We start from the raw sequence: 13,452 nt of genomic DNA, 5'->3' as shown, positions 1-13,452 counted from the left end.
GCTTGGCCGCTGTCAAGACATTCTGGCTTGCACTTTGTCAGCGACCGCACCACATGCAGGAAATGCTGATAGAAACTGAACTCACACCCAACCCTTCGACCATCAAATTCCTGCCCGGCAGTGTGGTCATGGACACAGGAACGCGCGACTTTGCTTCGCCAGAAGAGGCAGAGGCTTCTCCCTTGGCCGAAGCGCTCTTCGCGCTTGCTGACGTCACCGGCGTTTTTTTAGGGCATTCGTTTATTTCCGTGACGGCAGCGCCCGGCGTTGAATGGGCAAGTCTCAAGCCGGACGTACTTGGCATATTGCTGGACCATTTCAGCGCCAACATGCCTTTGTTCAAGCCGGCCTCCGCTGGCTTCTCGGTCCCGTCAGGTGCAGCAGACTATCCGTTGGATGACCCTGCCGATGCCGATATTGTGGAGCAGATCAAGGAGCTGATCGAAACACGCGTCCGCCCTGCCGTCGCCAATGACGGCGGCGATATCATCTATCGCGGATTCCAGAAGGGCGTCGTATTCCTGCAAATGCAGGGCGCCTGTGCCGGCTGCCCATCGTCGTCCGCCACGCTGAAAAACGGTATCGAACAACTGCTGAAGCATTATGTGCCTGAAGTCAGTGAAGTGCGCGCAGCTTAAATTCCCATATTTCGAAGGTATATATCATGTCACACGCCCTGAACGATGCTGCCCTTGATCAACTTTTTCGTGAAGCGCGCAGCTATAATGGCTATCTGGATACGCCCGTGTCGTCCGCACAGCTGGAACAGATTTGGGACCTGATGAAATTTGGTCCGACATCGGCCAATTGCCTGCCTGCGCGAATCATTTGGTGCAGCAGCGAAGAGGCTAAGCAGAAACTTGCCGCATGTTGCATGCCAAGCAATGGCGAAAAAATCCTTCAGGCCCCCGTGACCGCGATCATTGGCATGGACCTTGAGTTCTACGAAAATCTGCCAGAGCTTTTCCCGCACGCCGACGCGCGCAGCTGGTTTGCCGGCAATGATGTCGCGATAGAAAAAACCGCCTTTCGCAACAGCAGCCTGCAGGGCGCATATTTCATCCTCGCGGCGCGCGCACTGGGGTTGGACACTGGCCCGATGTCAGGGTTTAACAATGACGCGGTGGACGAGGCGTTTTTTGCAAATACCAAAGTGCAATCCAACTTCATCTGCACCTTGGGCTATGGCGACAAAGCGAGCATTTTCGAGCGCAGCCCAAGGCCCGCGTTCGACCGCTTTAACAATATCCTCTGACACAGCGGCCAACGAACGGTCATGCGGACATTGGTCATCGATACTGCGACACGGGCGTGCTCGGTCGCTTTGTTTGATGACGAGAATGTTATTGCCGCTGCGTATGAAGTCATAGTCCGCGGCCATGCCGAACGCTTGCTTCCCCTGATCGCGGCATTGCCCGATAATGGCAAGGCGGATCGGGTCATGGTAAATGTCGGACCGGGCAGTTTTACAGGTATTCGGGTCGGCGTGGCCGCCGCAAAGGCTTTAGGCCTGGCATGGCACATTGATGTGCATGGCTATGGCTGCCTCGCTTTAGTGGCGGCGATGGGGCGTTCAAAGCTGTCCGAAGCCGCACCAATAGACGTTGTCATGACGGGCGGCCATGGCGAGTATTTCTTTGAGGCATTTGATGCGCATGGGCATTCGCTGGCACCTGTCCGCTCCGTCTTGCCCGCCTATCTGCTGAGCCTTGCCACGGCCAAATTGGTGGCAGGCGACATTGATCCCCAACGGGACGACCGCCACTGGCTGGATATGCTACCTGATGCGCGCCATTGGACGCATTTGCGGGCACAGCATCCGCTTGCGGCAACGCCAATTTACGGCAGGGCGCCGGACGCAAAGCCCATAACCCACATCAAATGATTGGAATTGTCGAAGGCGGCGCCGGCGACATTGCGGCCATGATGCATATCATGCACGACGCATTCGACCCTAGATTTGGCGAGGCATGGACCGCCGCACAATGCCTATCAACTTTGGTGCTCCCCGACTGCCAATTATTGCTTGCTAAAGACGATGGAGACATCTGCGGCTTTGCCATGAGCCGCTGGGTATTTGATCATCAAGAATTGTTGATGATTGGCGTCGCCCGGCGACTTCAGGGCCAAAATATCGGGAAACTTTTATTATCCGAAACAATCCACCAAGCGCGCAATGCGGGGCGAACAAAAATCTTCCTTGAAGTGCGCGATGGCAACAATGCGCAGGGTTTTTATCTTAAATCTGGATTTACCCCGATTGGGCGCCGGAAAAATTATTACAAAAATGCTGTCGGTATAGATCCCGATGCAATCACGATGCTATTGGAACTATAACGCAACGCCGATGTTTGACCATCAGGCCGTGAACGCTTAAATATCACCTTCGCGGTTTGAGGCTGTTTTGTGCGGTGCAAAGCAGCAAAGTGCGGGCTTAGTGGTTCTAAGTCCAGCTTTGCCAGCGCAGTTAGGGACAAAATGGGTCAAATCTTAAGGACGCCAAAATGGCTTCGATCTCTAGGTAAAATGCCCTTGCAGGCAGAATAACTGTCTGCGGCGGACATTTTACCTCGATATCTTTGCCATTTTGACACCGCAAAGGTAATATTTTTGAACTAGTTGACGATTTTTTTTGCTAATGTAAACGATTCTACACTACAAAAACAATAATAACCGGGTGCAGAGTTTTCAAAATGTCACAAGAAAGTAACGATATCACTGAACTGTTAATTACGTTAACTGCCGATATTGTCGCAGCACATGTTAGCAACAACAGCGTTGCAGTGTCTGATGTATCCACTTTAATCTCTAACGTACACGCCGCACTGTCCGGAATTTCTGGCCCTGCTATTGTCGTAGAAGCCGCCTTGGAACCAGCCGTTCCTATCCGTAACTCTATAAAGCGTGATTTCATCGTCTGTCTGGACGATGGTAAAAAGCTAAAAATGCTGAAGCGTCACCTTATGACGCATTATGGTATGACGCCGGATGATTATCGCACAAAGTGGGGATTACCCGCCGATTATCCGATGGTAGCGCCCGCTTATGCGGAACAGCGCCGCGAATTGGCTAAGGCTATTGGTCTTGGACGCGCGCCGGGTTCGGGCCGTAAGAAAAAAGTGAGATAAGCTTTTCGCTTATCCGCAAAAAAAATAAGGCTGGGACACCACCGGCCTTTTTCTTTGACGAATCACGGGGCGGCACTAAACGTCTTGGGCAATGGATATCAAAATTGACATTGAAGCGCTCTGTAACGAACGGGGCCTGCGCATAACCGATCAGCGGCGCGTCATTGCGCGCGTGATTTCCGATGCGACCGACCATCCCGATGTAGAGGAGCTTTACCGCCGTTCATCGGCCATTGATCCCAAAATCTCGATTGCCACCGTATATCGGACTGTCCGTTTGTTCGAAGAGGCTGGCATATTGGACCGGCATGATTTTGGCGATGGCCGCGCGCGTTATGAGGCATCACCCGAGGCGCATCATGACCATTTGATTGATGTCGAAACCGGCAAGGTCGTCGAATTTGTCGATCCGGAGCTTGAGGCATTGCAGAAAATCATAGCTGAACGGCTGGGCTATCGTTTGGTCGACCATCGTATGGAGCTTTATGGCGTCGCCATCGACCGCAAGGATTGAACGGCGCAACCCGACAGCTTTTGTTACGGGACAGTTCTTGTTTTTGACACGGCTGCTGCTGATGGCGGCAAGCCTGTCCGTAAGCTTGCTGTTGCATAATGTCTGGCGGATAACCCGCAAACCGTCGCCTTGGCCGCGCTTGTTTTTGCTCTCGATCAGCTGGACCAGCGGCATTGCGACCGCCACCACTGGTACCCGTATACGCCAGAATGTGTTCTATGCCGCAAACCACCATAGTTGGATCGATATTCCCGTAATTTCTGGCGTTACGGGCTGCACTTTCGTGGCCAATGACGGCATCGAAGGTTGGCCGCTGATTGGCTGGCTGTGCAAGATCAACAACACTATTTTCGTCAACCGCGAAAACCGCGCCAGCGTTAGCAATCAGGTCAATGATTTACGCGCGGCCATGACGGGCGACCAGCCGGTGACCATCTTTCCCGAAGGCACGACGCATGATGGATCGGGCCTATTGCCGTTCAAACCATCTTTGTTCGCCGCTTTGGTTCCGCCGCCCGCTGGCATGCTCGTTCAGCCTGTCTATCTAAGCTATGGCCACCACACGCCGCGCGTGGCTTGGGTTGGCGACGAAAAAGTGACTGAGAATTTCTGGCGCCTTTTGTCTTATCTCAAACCGATAACCGCGACCCTGCATTTTCTGGAGCCATTTGATCCGCTCCATTATCCGGACCGCAAAGCGATTTCTGCCGAAGTGCGGGCGCGTATTGGCGCTGCGATGGAGGGTGGCGGTAACGCGGCGCGCATAGTATAAGCGCGCATTATGAGCATGGATTTCCCAAAAACCTATTCAATCAAAAATTACGGCTGTCAGATGAACGTCTATGATGGCGAGCGCATGGCCGAGATGTTCGAAAGCCAGGGCATGTCGCCTGCGGATGACAAAGCCAATGCCGATCTTGTCGTCCTCAACACATGCCACATCCGTGAAAAGGCAGCTGAGAAGGTCTATTCCGAGATTGGCCGCCTGCGCCGCAAAGATGGGACCAGCCCTGTCATCGCCGTCGCAGGCTGCGTCGCACAGGCCGAGGGCGGCGAGATTAGCCGCCGCGCACCCGAAGTCGACATCGTTGTTGGTCCGCAAGCCTATCACAATTTGCCCGACATGGTGGCAGCGGTCGGACGCGGCGAACGTGTGGTTGACCTCGACCTGCCTGGCCTCGACAAATTTAGCAAGCTGCCGGCCCGCCGCAAACAACCGCCATCGGCGTTTCTGACGGTGCAGGAAGGGTGCGACAAATTCTGCACTTATTGCGTCGTGCCCTACACCAGAGGCGCGGAAATTTCGCGCGGCTGGGCCGAACTGATCGACGAAGCAAAAGCGATCGTCGATGCGGGCGCACGCGAAATCACGTTGCTTGGCCAGAATGTCAACGCATGGGATGGCGAAGACGATAAGGGCACGCTTCAAGGCCTAGACGGCCTTATTCGCGCGCTCGACAAGATACCAGACCTCCGGCGCATCCGGTACATGACCAGCCACCCGAACGACATGACCGAAGGGCTCATTGCCGCACATGGTGATGTTGAAAAGCTGATGCCATTTCTGCATCTGCCCGTTCAGTCGGGTTCAGACCGCATTTTAAAGGCCATGAACCGCAGCCACAGCCGCGACAGCTATATGCGTATCTTGGACCGCGTTCGTATTGTACGGCCCGATATCGCCTTTTCCGGCGACTTCATCGTCGGCTTTCCCGGCGAAAGTGATGCTGATTTTGAGGACACATTAAGCCTCGTGCGCGAAGTCGGCCATGCGCAAGCTTATTCCTTCAAATATAGCCCCCGCCCCGGCACACCCGCCGCCGACATGGCCGATCAGATATCCATGGAAATCATGGACGAACGGCTACAACGGCTTCAGGCGCAAATCGTGTCGGACCAGACGGCGTTTAACGACCGAACGGTTGGTCGCACCACCGATGTCCTGCTGGAACGGCCTGGAAAATTCACCGGACAATTAATTGGTAAATCACCATGGCTTCAGTCCGTTCATGTGCTTGCGCCGGACCTTTCAATCGGCGATATCGTAACCGCGAAGATAACCGATTCTGGACCGCTCAGCTTAAAAGGTGAACCAACGATGAGAGCAGCCGCCTGAATGGCCAAAAAAGCCCAAGCGCAAGCCGGTGACTTGTCCCGGTTGGAAATGAACTTCGACAAACCGCATTTGATTAACGCGGTTTTTGGCGAGTTTGACCGCAATCTGGTTACGATTGAAAACCGCCTCGGGGTCTATATCTCGGCCCGTGGAAGCCGCGTGCAGATTGAGGGCGAGGCTGGCGCCATTGGCCGCGCCCGCGACGTTCTCAATGACATTTATTCCCGCCTATCGCGTGGACAGGAAATCGATACCGAAGCTGTGCAGTCCATCATCGCGATGACCGCCGAACCGACTTTAGAGGGCATAGTCCGCAAGGACGCGACCGACGCGCCGGGTATCATGATCCGCACGCGCAAGAAGACTTTGGTGCCGCGTTCGGCCACACAAATTCCTTATATGGAGGCATTGGCCCGCGACGAGATTATCTTCGCGCTTGGGCCAGCAGGCACCGGCAAAACCTATCTGGCGGTGGCGCAGGCCGTGGCCATGTTGATTACCGGCGCAGTGCAACGGCTCATCCTCTCCCGTCCGGCGGTAGAGGCGGGCGAGCGGCTGGGTTTCCTGCCCGGCGATATGAAGGAAAAGGTCGATCCCTATCTGCGGCCGATTTACGATGCCTTGTACGATTGCTTGCCCGCCGAACAGGTCGAGCGGCGGATTGCCTCTGGCGAGATCGAAATCGCCCCCATTGCCTTCATGCGCGGGCGGACTTTGGCCGATGCCTTCATCATTTTGGATGAGGCGCAGAATACCACAGCGGCACAGATGAAGATGTTCCTCACCCGTTTTGGCATGAACAGCCGCATGGTTATTTGCGGAGATCCCCGTCAGGTCGATATTCCCGGCGGCGAACGCATGTCCGGCCTGAATGACGCGGTGCAACGGCTTGACGGTGTCGATGGCATAAGTACCATCCGTTTCAACAGCAGCGACGTTGTGCGCCACCCGCTCGTCGGTAAGATCGTCGACGCCTATGAGGGCGGGCATGATTGATGTCGAACTCGACATGGGCGTGGTTTGGGGTAATAGCAATTTCGGGCAGAATGAAGTCGAAAAGGCCGTAGATGTGGCGCTCCGCTTTGCGGCCATTGCTGAACTAGCTGATCCCGCTGTTCCCGTCAGCGTCAGCATCAAGCTTTCCGACAATGCAGAAGTCCATGCGCTCAACCAAGAATGGCGCGACAAGAACAAGCCAACAAACGTGCTGTCCTTTCCTATGCTGGATGATGCGGAATTAGAGGCCTTGCTCACCGGCACCTATAATGCCCCCGAAATCATGCTCGGCGACATCATACTGGCCTATGAAACCTGCGCCGCCGAAGCGGCAGAAAAAGGGATCCCCATCGCTTATCATGCAACGCATTTGGTCATCCATGGGATGCTGCATTTGCTTGGCCATGACCATATTGAGGAGGACGAAGCCGAATTGATGGAAGCGCTTGAAGTAAAAGCGCTTGCATCTATGGGCCTTCCCAATCCATATACTGACCAGATCGACCATTAAGAGGCCAGTACGCTTCCATTATGCCTGAGGGTGACAGTTTTAGCGGTTCGAAAACCGCAACCGACGACGATAACGACGGACGAATATGGCAGCGGCTGAAGACCATGTTCTTTGGCCGCGACCACGAGCCGACCTTGCGCGAGCAGCTTGAAGAAGCGATTGCTGAGCATGAGGAAGATAGCGACGATAACGGACAATCGGACGCCGATGGCGACTTGACCGCCGTCGAGCGCACGATGCTGCGCAATTTGCTCCATTTCAGCGAGCACCGCGTTGACGACGTCATGGTACCGCGCAGCGACATTATCGCGATTGAAGAAAGCGCCGGCTTTGCCGATTGCATCGCGGCGTTCGCCGAGCATGGCCATAGCCGCCTGCCCGTATACCGCGACACGTTGGATAGCGTCATTGGTATGATCCATATCAAGGATGTGTTCGCTGTTCTCGCCTCAGGTCAGGACCGTCCCCACAGCCTCGAATCCTTCATTCGCCAACCACGTTTCGTGCCGCAAAATATGAGCGTGCTTGCCTTGCTCGACGAAATGCGCCGGACCCGCACCCATTTGGCCATCGTACTGGATGAATATTCGGGAACCGAGGGCTTGGTCACTATTGAAGATTTGGTAGAGGAAATCGTCGGCGAAATCGAAGACGAACATGACGACGAACCCGAATTGCTGTTCACGCAAATGGCCCCAAATATGTGGGAAGCCGACGCCCGCGCTGAGCTAGACGATCTGGCCGATGCCATTGACCCGAAGCTGGCGGAAGTGGATGAAGACGTCGACACACTTGGCGGGCTTGCCTTTGTCATTGCCGGCCAAGTCCCCGATACCGGCCAAATGCTGATGCATGATGCGAGCGGCTGGACTTTGGAAATATTGGAAGCCGACGAAAAACGCGTAACCCGCATTCGCCTTTACGCCCCTGCGTCCAAAAGAAACGATATCAGCGAATAAGCGCCTAGGAGATCGGCCAAATCCTTTTTGGTCGTCACCCTAAACTTGTTTCAGGATGACGACCTAAAAGGATGTGGTCACCCCGAACTTGTTTTAGGGTCTATCGAGCAGAAAATCCAGAGCAAGAATAGATAAATGGACCCTGAACCAAGTTCAGGGTGCCGGGGTGTGACTTTTCAAAGTCACAGCCTCCCAGACCGTTTATGCAGAGGTTAAGCAGAGGGCATTGCACTTCCCTTGAACGGGGGTAACCCCGCCAATTTCGCCGCCCTAGCCCGCCAGCTTTCCGCCATCGTCTCCAGCGCCGCAAGCGCCCGCAGCGCTGATTTGGCGCCTTCAGCGCGATGCCCGCCGCCAATCAACAGATGAAAGCTTCGGGCAACGGTCCAATCATGCTCGGCCATATGCACCTGTTCTATGCGGTCGCCGGGTGCGACTTCGCCTTCTTCAATCACGCGGAAATAGCCACCGCAACGGCCCGTTTTGATGACTGCACCTGATAGGCCATGCACACCGAAATGATGATCGAGCTTCCAGCATGGTTGCCGCCCCTGCGCGACTTCAACCACTGCGCGCCCAAGGCGAAACTGGTCGCCAATACGCAAATTGTCCTCCAAAAGTACGCCAGCGCTAATATTCTCGCCAAATGCGCCAGCTTGGTCGAGCAGAGGATGAACAAAATTTTCCGCCGCAAAATGGGCAATCCATTTGGGATAATGTTCCGCTGGATAAAAATGCACCGCCTTGTCCGCGCCGCCATGCACCGTCTGGTCGGCCACTTGGTCCCCCGCAAAGCCATGCTTGCCCAGAAAGACGGATCGGTCCACCGGCGCGCGTGCCATAGCGCTCATCGTGCCGTCGGCGTGAAACGCTTTGGGTTGCCCTATCAGCAAAACATCGACCTGACTTGATATCATATTGGATGTATATCTTACCAAATGCACCATTCCCATTGGCATTTTGCGCTGTCGCCGATAAAAGCCGAGCCATGCAGACCAGCGACCTTCGCATTGCGCTATTCAGCGGCAATTATAATTATGTCCGTGATGGCGCAAATCAGGCTCTAAATCGTCTTGTAGGCTATCTTTTGGGGCAAGGCGCATCGGTGCGTATTTATTCCCCAACGGTACCGGAGCCTGCGTTTGTTGCGACAGGCGACGTCGTTAGCGTCCCGTCCTTCGCTATACCCTTTCGTCCGGAATATCGCCTGCCCCTATCGCTGTCGGCAAGAGTCAGGCGCGATCTGGAGGCATTTGCCCCCAATGTCGTCCATATCGCAAGTCCGGACCGCGTCGCGCGTCAGGCGGTCAAATGGGCGTGCCGCCGCAAATTGCCAGTTCTGTCTTCCGTGCACACACGTTTCGAAACCTATTTCAGATATTATAACATGTCCTTCGCCGAACCCTTGGTGGAGGCGTGGCTTCGCCGATTATACCGCAAATGCGACGCTTTGGTCGCGCCATCCGAGAGCTTTGCGCAGGTTTTGCGTGCGCAACGGATGAATTATGACATCGACATCTGGTCACGCGGCGTGGACCGGGACATTTTCAACTCTGGCCGCCGGGACCTTGCATGGCGGCGCGCGCAAGGCGTGACGGACGAACCCGTTGTCATCGGCTTTCTGGGCCGCTTGGTCATGGAAAAGGGCTTGGACGTCTTTTCGGACGCGATTGACCAGTTGCACCGCCGCAATGTCCCACATCAGGTCATGGTCATTGGCGAAGGTCCGGCGCGTGGTTGGTTTGAAAGCCGCCTGCCCCATGCCCGTTTTGTGGGTTTTCAAGGGGGGCAGGATCTGGGCCGCGCGGTGGCGTGCATGGATCTCTTGTTCAACCCTAGCGTGACCGAAACCTTTGGCAATGTCACATTGGAGGCGATGGCCTGCGGCTTGCCCGTTGTTGCGGCCAAGGCGACTGGCAGCGAAAGCCTCGTGCAGGACAATGTGTCAGGCCGCCTGATCACGCCGGGCGCAATCCAGAAATTTGCCGACAGTTTGCAACTCTATTGCACCGACACCGATTTGCGCGCGCGGCATGGCGCTGCTGGCGAGCAACGATCGCTCGATTTCAGCTGGGATGCGATTAACCAGACCGTCGCCGACACCTATATCCGCCTCATCCGCCAACGTGCTGCGCGTGCGGTCGCTGCGCGTTAAACCTGTGGCAAGCGGGCGGTCGTCTTCCGGAACCTTTCCGAAGCACTTATGCTTATGTCATGAAGCACGGCGGAACGGGCGTTGCCCATGAGCGACCTTTTTGGCGAAACCCCGGTTATTCCTGGATCTATGAAGGAAAATGCGCCGCTTGCCGACAAGCTTCGTCCCGCCAAATTGGACGAGGTGATCGGTCAGGAACATCTGACGGGCCCCAATGGTGCGATCGGTCATATGGTCGCTGCGGGTAAATTATCCTCGATGATCCTGTGGGGACCACCGGGCACCGGCAAGACCAGCATTGCACGATTGCTGGCGGACGCCGTCGACATGCATTACAAGTCGATTTCGGCGGTGTTCTCGGGCGTGGCTGATCTGAAAAAAGCCTTTGCCGAAGCCGAGGCAATGGCACGGACGGGCAAGCAGACATTGCTGTTCGTGGACGAAATCCATCGTTTCAACCGCGCGCAACAGGACGGATTTCTGCCCTTTGTCGAAAGCGGCGTGGTCACGCTCGTCGGTGCAACGACGGAAAATCCGTCGTTCGAGCTCAACGCCGCCTTGCTGTCGCGCACGCAGGTGATGGTGCTGCAACGTTTGGACGAGACGGCGCTGGCGACGCTGCTGACCCGTGCAGAAGCCATATTGGAACGCCCTTTGCCCGTCACCGACGATGCCCGGTCAGCATTGATTACCAGCGCCGACGGTGATGGCCGCTTTTTGCTCAATCAAGCCGAAACTTTGTTTGCCATTCACATTGACAATCCGCTCAATCCGCAAGCCATGGCGGCACTGTTGCAGCGCCGGATGCCCGTTTATGACAAGGATCGGGAGGGGCATTATAACCTTATATCCGCGCTGCATAAAAGCTTGCGCGGCTCCGACCCACAGGCGGCCTTATATTGGATGGCGCGCATGTTGGTGGCAGGCGAAGAGCCTTTATATGTCCTGCGTCGCTTGGTCCGTTTCGCAAGTGAGGATATCGGCCTCGCCGACCCGCAGGCTTTGGTCCAATGTCTCGCCGCCAAACAGGCCTATGAATTTTTGGGCAGTCCGGAGGGCGAAGTCGCGATTGTGCAAGCTTGCCTGTATCTCGCCACCGCACCCAAATCGAATGCCCTATATATGGCGCAAAAATCTGCATGGAAAATAGCACGGGATACAGGCTCACTGATGCCACCAGCGCACATCCTCAATGCCCCGACGAAGCTGATGAAGGACATTGGCTATGGCGCAGGCTATGCCTATGATCATGACAGCGCGGACGGATTTTCCGGCGCGAATTACTGGCCAGATGCGGTGCAACCGACCGCTTTATATCAGCCCGTTGAACGTGGCTTTGAACGTAAGATAATTGAACGGCTGCAATATTGGGACCGGCTGCGCGCCCGCAATACAGATCCGGACACGCAATAATGCCGCGCTTTACGCGTTTTGCCTGCGCCGATTGGTCGGGCGCGAAAGGCAGCCGACATCCCGGCATCGCGCTTGCGGTGTGTGCCGCAGGCGACGAAGCCCCGCACCTCGTGACCCCGCCCGACAAAGTCTGGTCGCGCCAAGGGATCGCCGACTGGCTTTTGGCGCAAGATGATGATTTGCTTATCGGTTTCGACTTCAGCTTTGCCCCGCCCTTTATGGAGCGCGGCAGTTATTTGCCGGGCGATGACGTTCCTGCGTCCGCACGGGAATTCTGGGGCTATGTCGACCATGTCTGCGACGACCCGGATTTGGGTGCGGCGTCCTTCCTTGAGCAACACCACCGTCGCCATTTCTATTTCGGCGCGGCAGATGGCACAAAATCCGACTATCTGTTTTGGCGGCAATGCGAGTTGCTGAACAAAAACAGCAGCGGCAAGGCGTCAACCGTCTATGACGCCATTGGCGCGTCGCAAGTCGCTAAGGCCAGTTTTGCCGGCATGCGCTTGCTACACCAACTGCGCGATGCTGTGGCCATTTGGCCCTTCGATCCGCTTCCGGCGGGCGGAAAGGTGGCCTTAGAGATTTACACCACCATCGCCGCCCGCGCGGCTGGCGTGGCAAAGGGCCGCAGCAAGATACGCGATGCCATCGGACTCGATTTGGCGTTGGAAACGCTTGGATCAAAACCGCATTTGCCCTTAAACCGCTACACGGACCACGCAACGGACGCGCTGATAACCGCGGCATGGCTCCGCAATGTTGCCGGAAATCCGCAACTTTGGGCACCTGATGCACTAAATTTTGAAATTGCTGCAACTGAGGGCTGGACCTTTGGCGTATTTTGACGCTATGGGACGCGCCGAGTGCCGGCTTAGCTCAGTTGGTAGAGCACCTGATTTGTAATCAGGGGGTCACGAGTTCGAACCTTGTAGCCGGCACCATATTTTTCAAAGACTTAAATGCCTTTGTCCATTAAGGTCGAGGCCTCATTCAATTTCCAGCAATCACATAGCAATCACCGAACGACGCTGCGTTGCGTCCTCGGCTAGCCCTATTTGAGTTCGGGAATGCCGCACGAAACCAAAAACGCGTACGTCTCGTCATAAAGCGCAGGCGGTCGAGTGGGGTCCTTTGCGTCGCCGTGCGGCACGAACACGATCTGCCCCTGCCCTGCCTCGCCCGCGTCAGCAGGACACGATACGCGTTCAGGAGCACTTTCGGTCAATGGCGGGAATTGGGCCGAGAGTGGACTGTCTGCTTCTGTGGGTGGATTGATCAAAAGCTGCCGTTTAAGCCGGTCAGAGCTCGGTGCTGTCGCGGCCAACTTTGCAGCTACTGATAACCCCTAAAGAACGGCTCGGAAACGGAGCTGTATCCAGCTCCGTTCGATGGATGCGTGGCGGCCAGTTCTAGTTTACTCAGAGCGATCCAAGTTCCCATTTTTGACCCTGTCCAGATAAAAAGACAAGGCGTCAATTACCAAGTCCACCACGCGGTCGAACAGTTCAGTGTAAGGTTGACGATCTAGCGGGACATCGACTGGGAGAGATTATAGCCTTTCGCGAAGGGCTTCATAGGGTGTTTTTCCGTTGAAAGCACCGTGCGGTCGGTTGAAGTTGTAGAAGTTCTCCCATTCGATGAGCTTGGCCTCGAGATC

Annotated in this window: 15 protein-coding genes, 1 tRNA gene and 1 pseudogene; 15 read left to right on the top strand and 2 right to left on the bottom strand. The window is 55.6% G+C overall.

Translation table 11 applies throughout. The features are described from left to right. The first annotated feature begins 62 nt into the window (after positions 1-62). From Q0O07_RS07565 to Q0O07_RS07515, 11 genes are all read left to right on the top strand, one after another. Positions 63-638, top strand: a complete 576-nt coding sequence (locus tag Q0O07_RS07565) for a NifU family protein (protein WP_295492183.1) — start codon at positions 63-65, stop codon at positions 636-638. A 26-nt stretch (positions 639-664) separates the two neighbouring features. Next, positions 665-1,255 carry a malonic semialdehyde reductase gene (locus Q0O07_RS07560; protein ID WP_295492180.1) on the top strand — a complete coding sequence of 197 codons (591 nt, stop codon included), beginning with the start codon at positions 665-667 and terminating at the stop codon, positions 1,253-1,255. 21 nt (positions 1,256-1,276) lie between these two features. Continuing rightward, the gene (tsaB, locus tag Q0O07_RS07555; RefSeq protein ID WP_295492178.1) at positions 1,277-1,885 is read left to right on the top strand and encodes a tRNA (adenosine(37)-N6)-threonylcarbamoyltransferase complex dimerization subunit type 1 TsaB; all 609 of its coding nucleotides are present in this window, start codon (positions 1,277-1,279) and stop codon (positions 1,883-1,885) included. Then, positions 1,882-2,337 carry a ribosomal protein S18-alanine N-acetyltransferase gene (gene rimI, locus Q0O07_RS07550; RefSeq protein ID WP_295492176.1) on the top strand — a complete coding sequence of 152 codons (456 nt, stop codon included), beginning with the start codon at positions 1,882-1,884 and terminating at the stop codon, positions 2,335-2,337. The genes tsaB and rimI overlap by 4 nt, the downstream gene beginning before the upstream one ends. Before the next feature lie 356 nt (positions 2,338-2,693). Beyond that, positions 2,694-3,128, top strand: coding sequence for a MucR family transcriptional regulator (locus Q0O07_RS07545; protein ID WP_295492174.1), 435 nt, complete (start codon positions 2,694-2,696; stop codon positions 3,126-3,128). Positions 3,129-3,219: 91 nt separating this feature from the next. Continuing rightward, positions 3,220-3,642, top strand: coding sequence for a Fur family transcriptional regulator (locus tag Q0O07_RS07540; protein WP_295492172.1), 423 nt, complete (start codon positions 3,220-3,222; stop codon positions 3,640-3,642). Then, positions 3,614-4,414: a 1-acyl-sn-glycerol-3-phosphate acyltransferase gene (locus tag Q0O07_RS07535; protein ID WP_295492170.1), complete on the top strand. Its 801-nt coding sequence runs from the start codon at positions 3,614-3,616 to the stop codon at positions 4,412-4,414. The genes Q0O07_RS07540 and Q0O07_RS07535 overlap by 29 nt, the downstream gene beginning before the upstream one ends. A 9-nt stretch (positions 4,415-4,423) precedes the next feature. After that, positions 4,424-5,758: a tRNA (N6-isopentenyl adenosine(37)-C2)-methylthiotransferase MiaB gene (miaB, locus tag Q0O07_RS07530; protein ID WP_295492168.1), complete on the top strand. Its 1,335-nt coding sequence runs from the start codon at positions 4,424-4,426 to the stop codon at positions 5,756-5,758. Continuing rightward, positions 5,759-6,754, top strand: coding sequence for a PhoH family protein (locus Q0O07_RS07525; RefSeq protein ID WP_295492166.1), 996 nt, complete (start codon positions 5,759-5,761; stop codon positions 6,752-6,754). It begins immediately after the preceding gene. Further along, entirely contained in the window at positions 6,747-7,265 is a 519-nt protein-coding gene (ybeY, locus tag Q0O07_RS07520) for an rRNA maturation RNase YbeY (RefSeq protein WP_295492164.1), read from the top strand. Before Q0O07_RS07525 ends, ybeY begins: the two co-directional genes overlap by 8 nt. 20 nt (positions 7,266-7,285) lie before the next feature. Beyond that, a complete protein-coding gene (locus Q0O07_RS07515; protein WP_295492162.1) occupies positions 7,286-8,224 on the top strand; it encodes a hemolysin family protein in 939 nt (312 codons plus the stop codon). Between the two features lie 212 nt (positions 8,225-8,436). Here the strand turns inward: Q0O07_RS07515 and Q0O07_RS07510 are convergent, their stop codons facing one another. Beyond that, entirely contained in the window at positions 8,437-9,141 is a 705-nt protein-coding gene (locus tag Q0O07_RS07510) for an MOSC domain-containing protein (RefSeq protein ID WP_295492160.1), read from the bottom strand. A 71-nt stretch (positions 9,142-9,212) separates the two neighbouring features. Between Q0O07_RS07510 and Q0O07_RS07505 the strand changes: the two genes are divergently transcribed. The 4 genes from Q0O07_RS07505 (at position 9,213) to Q0O07_RS07490 (ending at position 12,736) form a co-directional block, all read left to right on the top strand. Next, positions 9,213-10,379 (top strand): glycosyltransferase family 1 protein, encoded by a 1,167-nt coding sequence (locus tag Q0O07_RS07505; RefSeq protein ID WP_295492158.1) that lies wholly within the window; start codon positions 9,213-9,215, stop codon positions 10,377-10,379. A gap of 87 nt (positions 10,380-10,466) precedes the next feature. Further along, positions 10,467-11,792, top strand: coding sequence for a replication-associated recombination protein A (locus Q0O07_RS07500; protein ID WP_295492156.1), 1,326 nt, complete (start codon positions 10,467-10,469; stop codon positions 11,790-11,792). Next, positions 11,789-12,640 (top strand): hypothetical protein, encoded by an 852-nt coding sequence (locus Q0O07_RS07495; protein ID WP_295492288.1) that lies wholly within the window; start codon positions 11,789-11,791, stop codon positions 12,638-12,640. The genes Q0O07_RS07500 and Q0O07_RS07495 overlap by 4 nt, the downstream gene beginning before the upstream one ends. A 20-nt stretch (positions 12,641-12,660) precedes the next feature. Then, positions 12,661-12,736: transfer RNA gene (locus Q0O07_RS07490), tRNA-Thr, on the top strand. A 608-nt stretch (positions 12,737-13,344) separates the two neighbouring features. Here Q0O07_RS07490 and Q0O07_RS07485 read toward each other — a convergent pair. Further along, positions 13,345-13,452 (bottom strand): annotated as a pseudogene (locus tag Q0O07_RS07485) (IS481 family transposase); the annotation flags it as partial.

It is taken from the genome of Sphingorhabdus sp. EL138 (assembly GCF_945890115.1).
GTDB lineage: Bacteria > Pseudomonadota > Alphaproteobacteria > Sphingomonadales > Sphingomonadaceae > Sphingorhabdus_B.
This window is presented reverse-complemented; position numbering and strand designations above follow the sequence as displayed.

Excerpts from the sequence above, each read along its gene's own strand:
- Q0O07_RS07565 (WP_295492183.1), top strand. The coding sequence starts at position 63 with ATGCTGATAGAAACTGAACTCACACCCAACCCTTCGACCATCAAATTC.
- Q0O07_RS07560 (WP_295492180.1), top strand. The coding sequence starts at position 665 with ATGTCACACGCCCTGAACGATGCTGCCCTTGATCAACTTTTTCGTGAA.
- tsaB (WP_295492178.1), top strand. The coding sequence starts at position 1,277 with ATGCGGACATTGGTCATCGATACTGCGACACGGGCGTGCTCGGTCGCT.
- rimI (WP_295492176.1), top strand. The coding sequence starts at position 1,882 with ATGATTGGAATTGTCGAAGGCGGCGCCGGCGACATTGCGGCCATGATG.
- Q0O07_RS07545 (WP_295492174.1), top strand. The coding sequence starts at position 2,694 with ATGTCACAAGAAAGTAACGATATCACTGAACTGTTAATTACGTTAACT.
- Q0O07_RS07540 (WP_295492172.1), top strand. The coding sequence starts at position 3,220 with ATGGATATCAAAATTGACATTGAAGCGCTCTGTAACGAACGGGGCCTG.
- Q0O07_RS07535 (WP_295492170.1), top strand. The coding sequence starts at position 3,614 with ATGGCGTCGCCATCGACCGCAAGGATTGAACGGCGCAACCCGACAGCT.
- miaB (WP_295492168.1), top strand. The coding sequence starts at position 4,424 with ATGAGCATGGATTTCCCAAAAACCTATTCAATCAAAAATTACGGCTGT.
- Q0O07_RS07525 (WP_295492166.1), top strand. The coding sequence starts at position 5,759 with ATGGCCAAAAAAGCCCAAGCGCAAGCCGGTGACTTGTCCCGGTTGGAA.
- ybeY (WP_295492164.1), top strand. The coding sequence starts at position 6,747 with ATGATTGATGTCGAACTCGACATGGGCGTGGTTTGGGGTAATAGCAAT.
- Q0O07_RS07515 (WP_295492162.1), top strand. The coding sequence starts at position 7,286 with ATGCCTGAGGGTGACAGTTTTAGCGGTTCGAAAACCGCAACCGACGAC.
- Q0O07_RS07510 (WP_295492160.1), bottom strand. The coding sequence starts at position 9,141 with ATGATATCAAGTCAGGTCGATGTTTTGCTGATAGGGCAACCCAAAGCG.
- Q0O07_RS07505 (WP_295492158.1), top strand. The coding sequence starts at position 9,213 with ATGCAGACCAGCGACCTTCGCATTGCGCTATTCAGCGGCAATTATAAT.
- Q0O07_RS07500 (WP_295492156.1), top strand. The coding sequence starts at position 10,467 with ATGAGCGACCTTTTTGGCGAAACCCCGGTTATTCCTGGATCTATGAAG.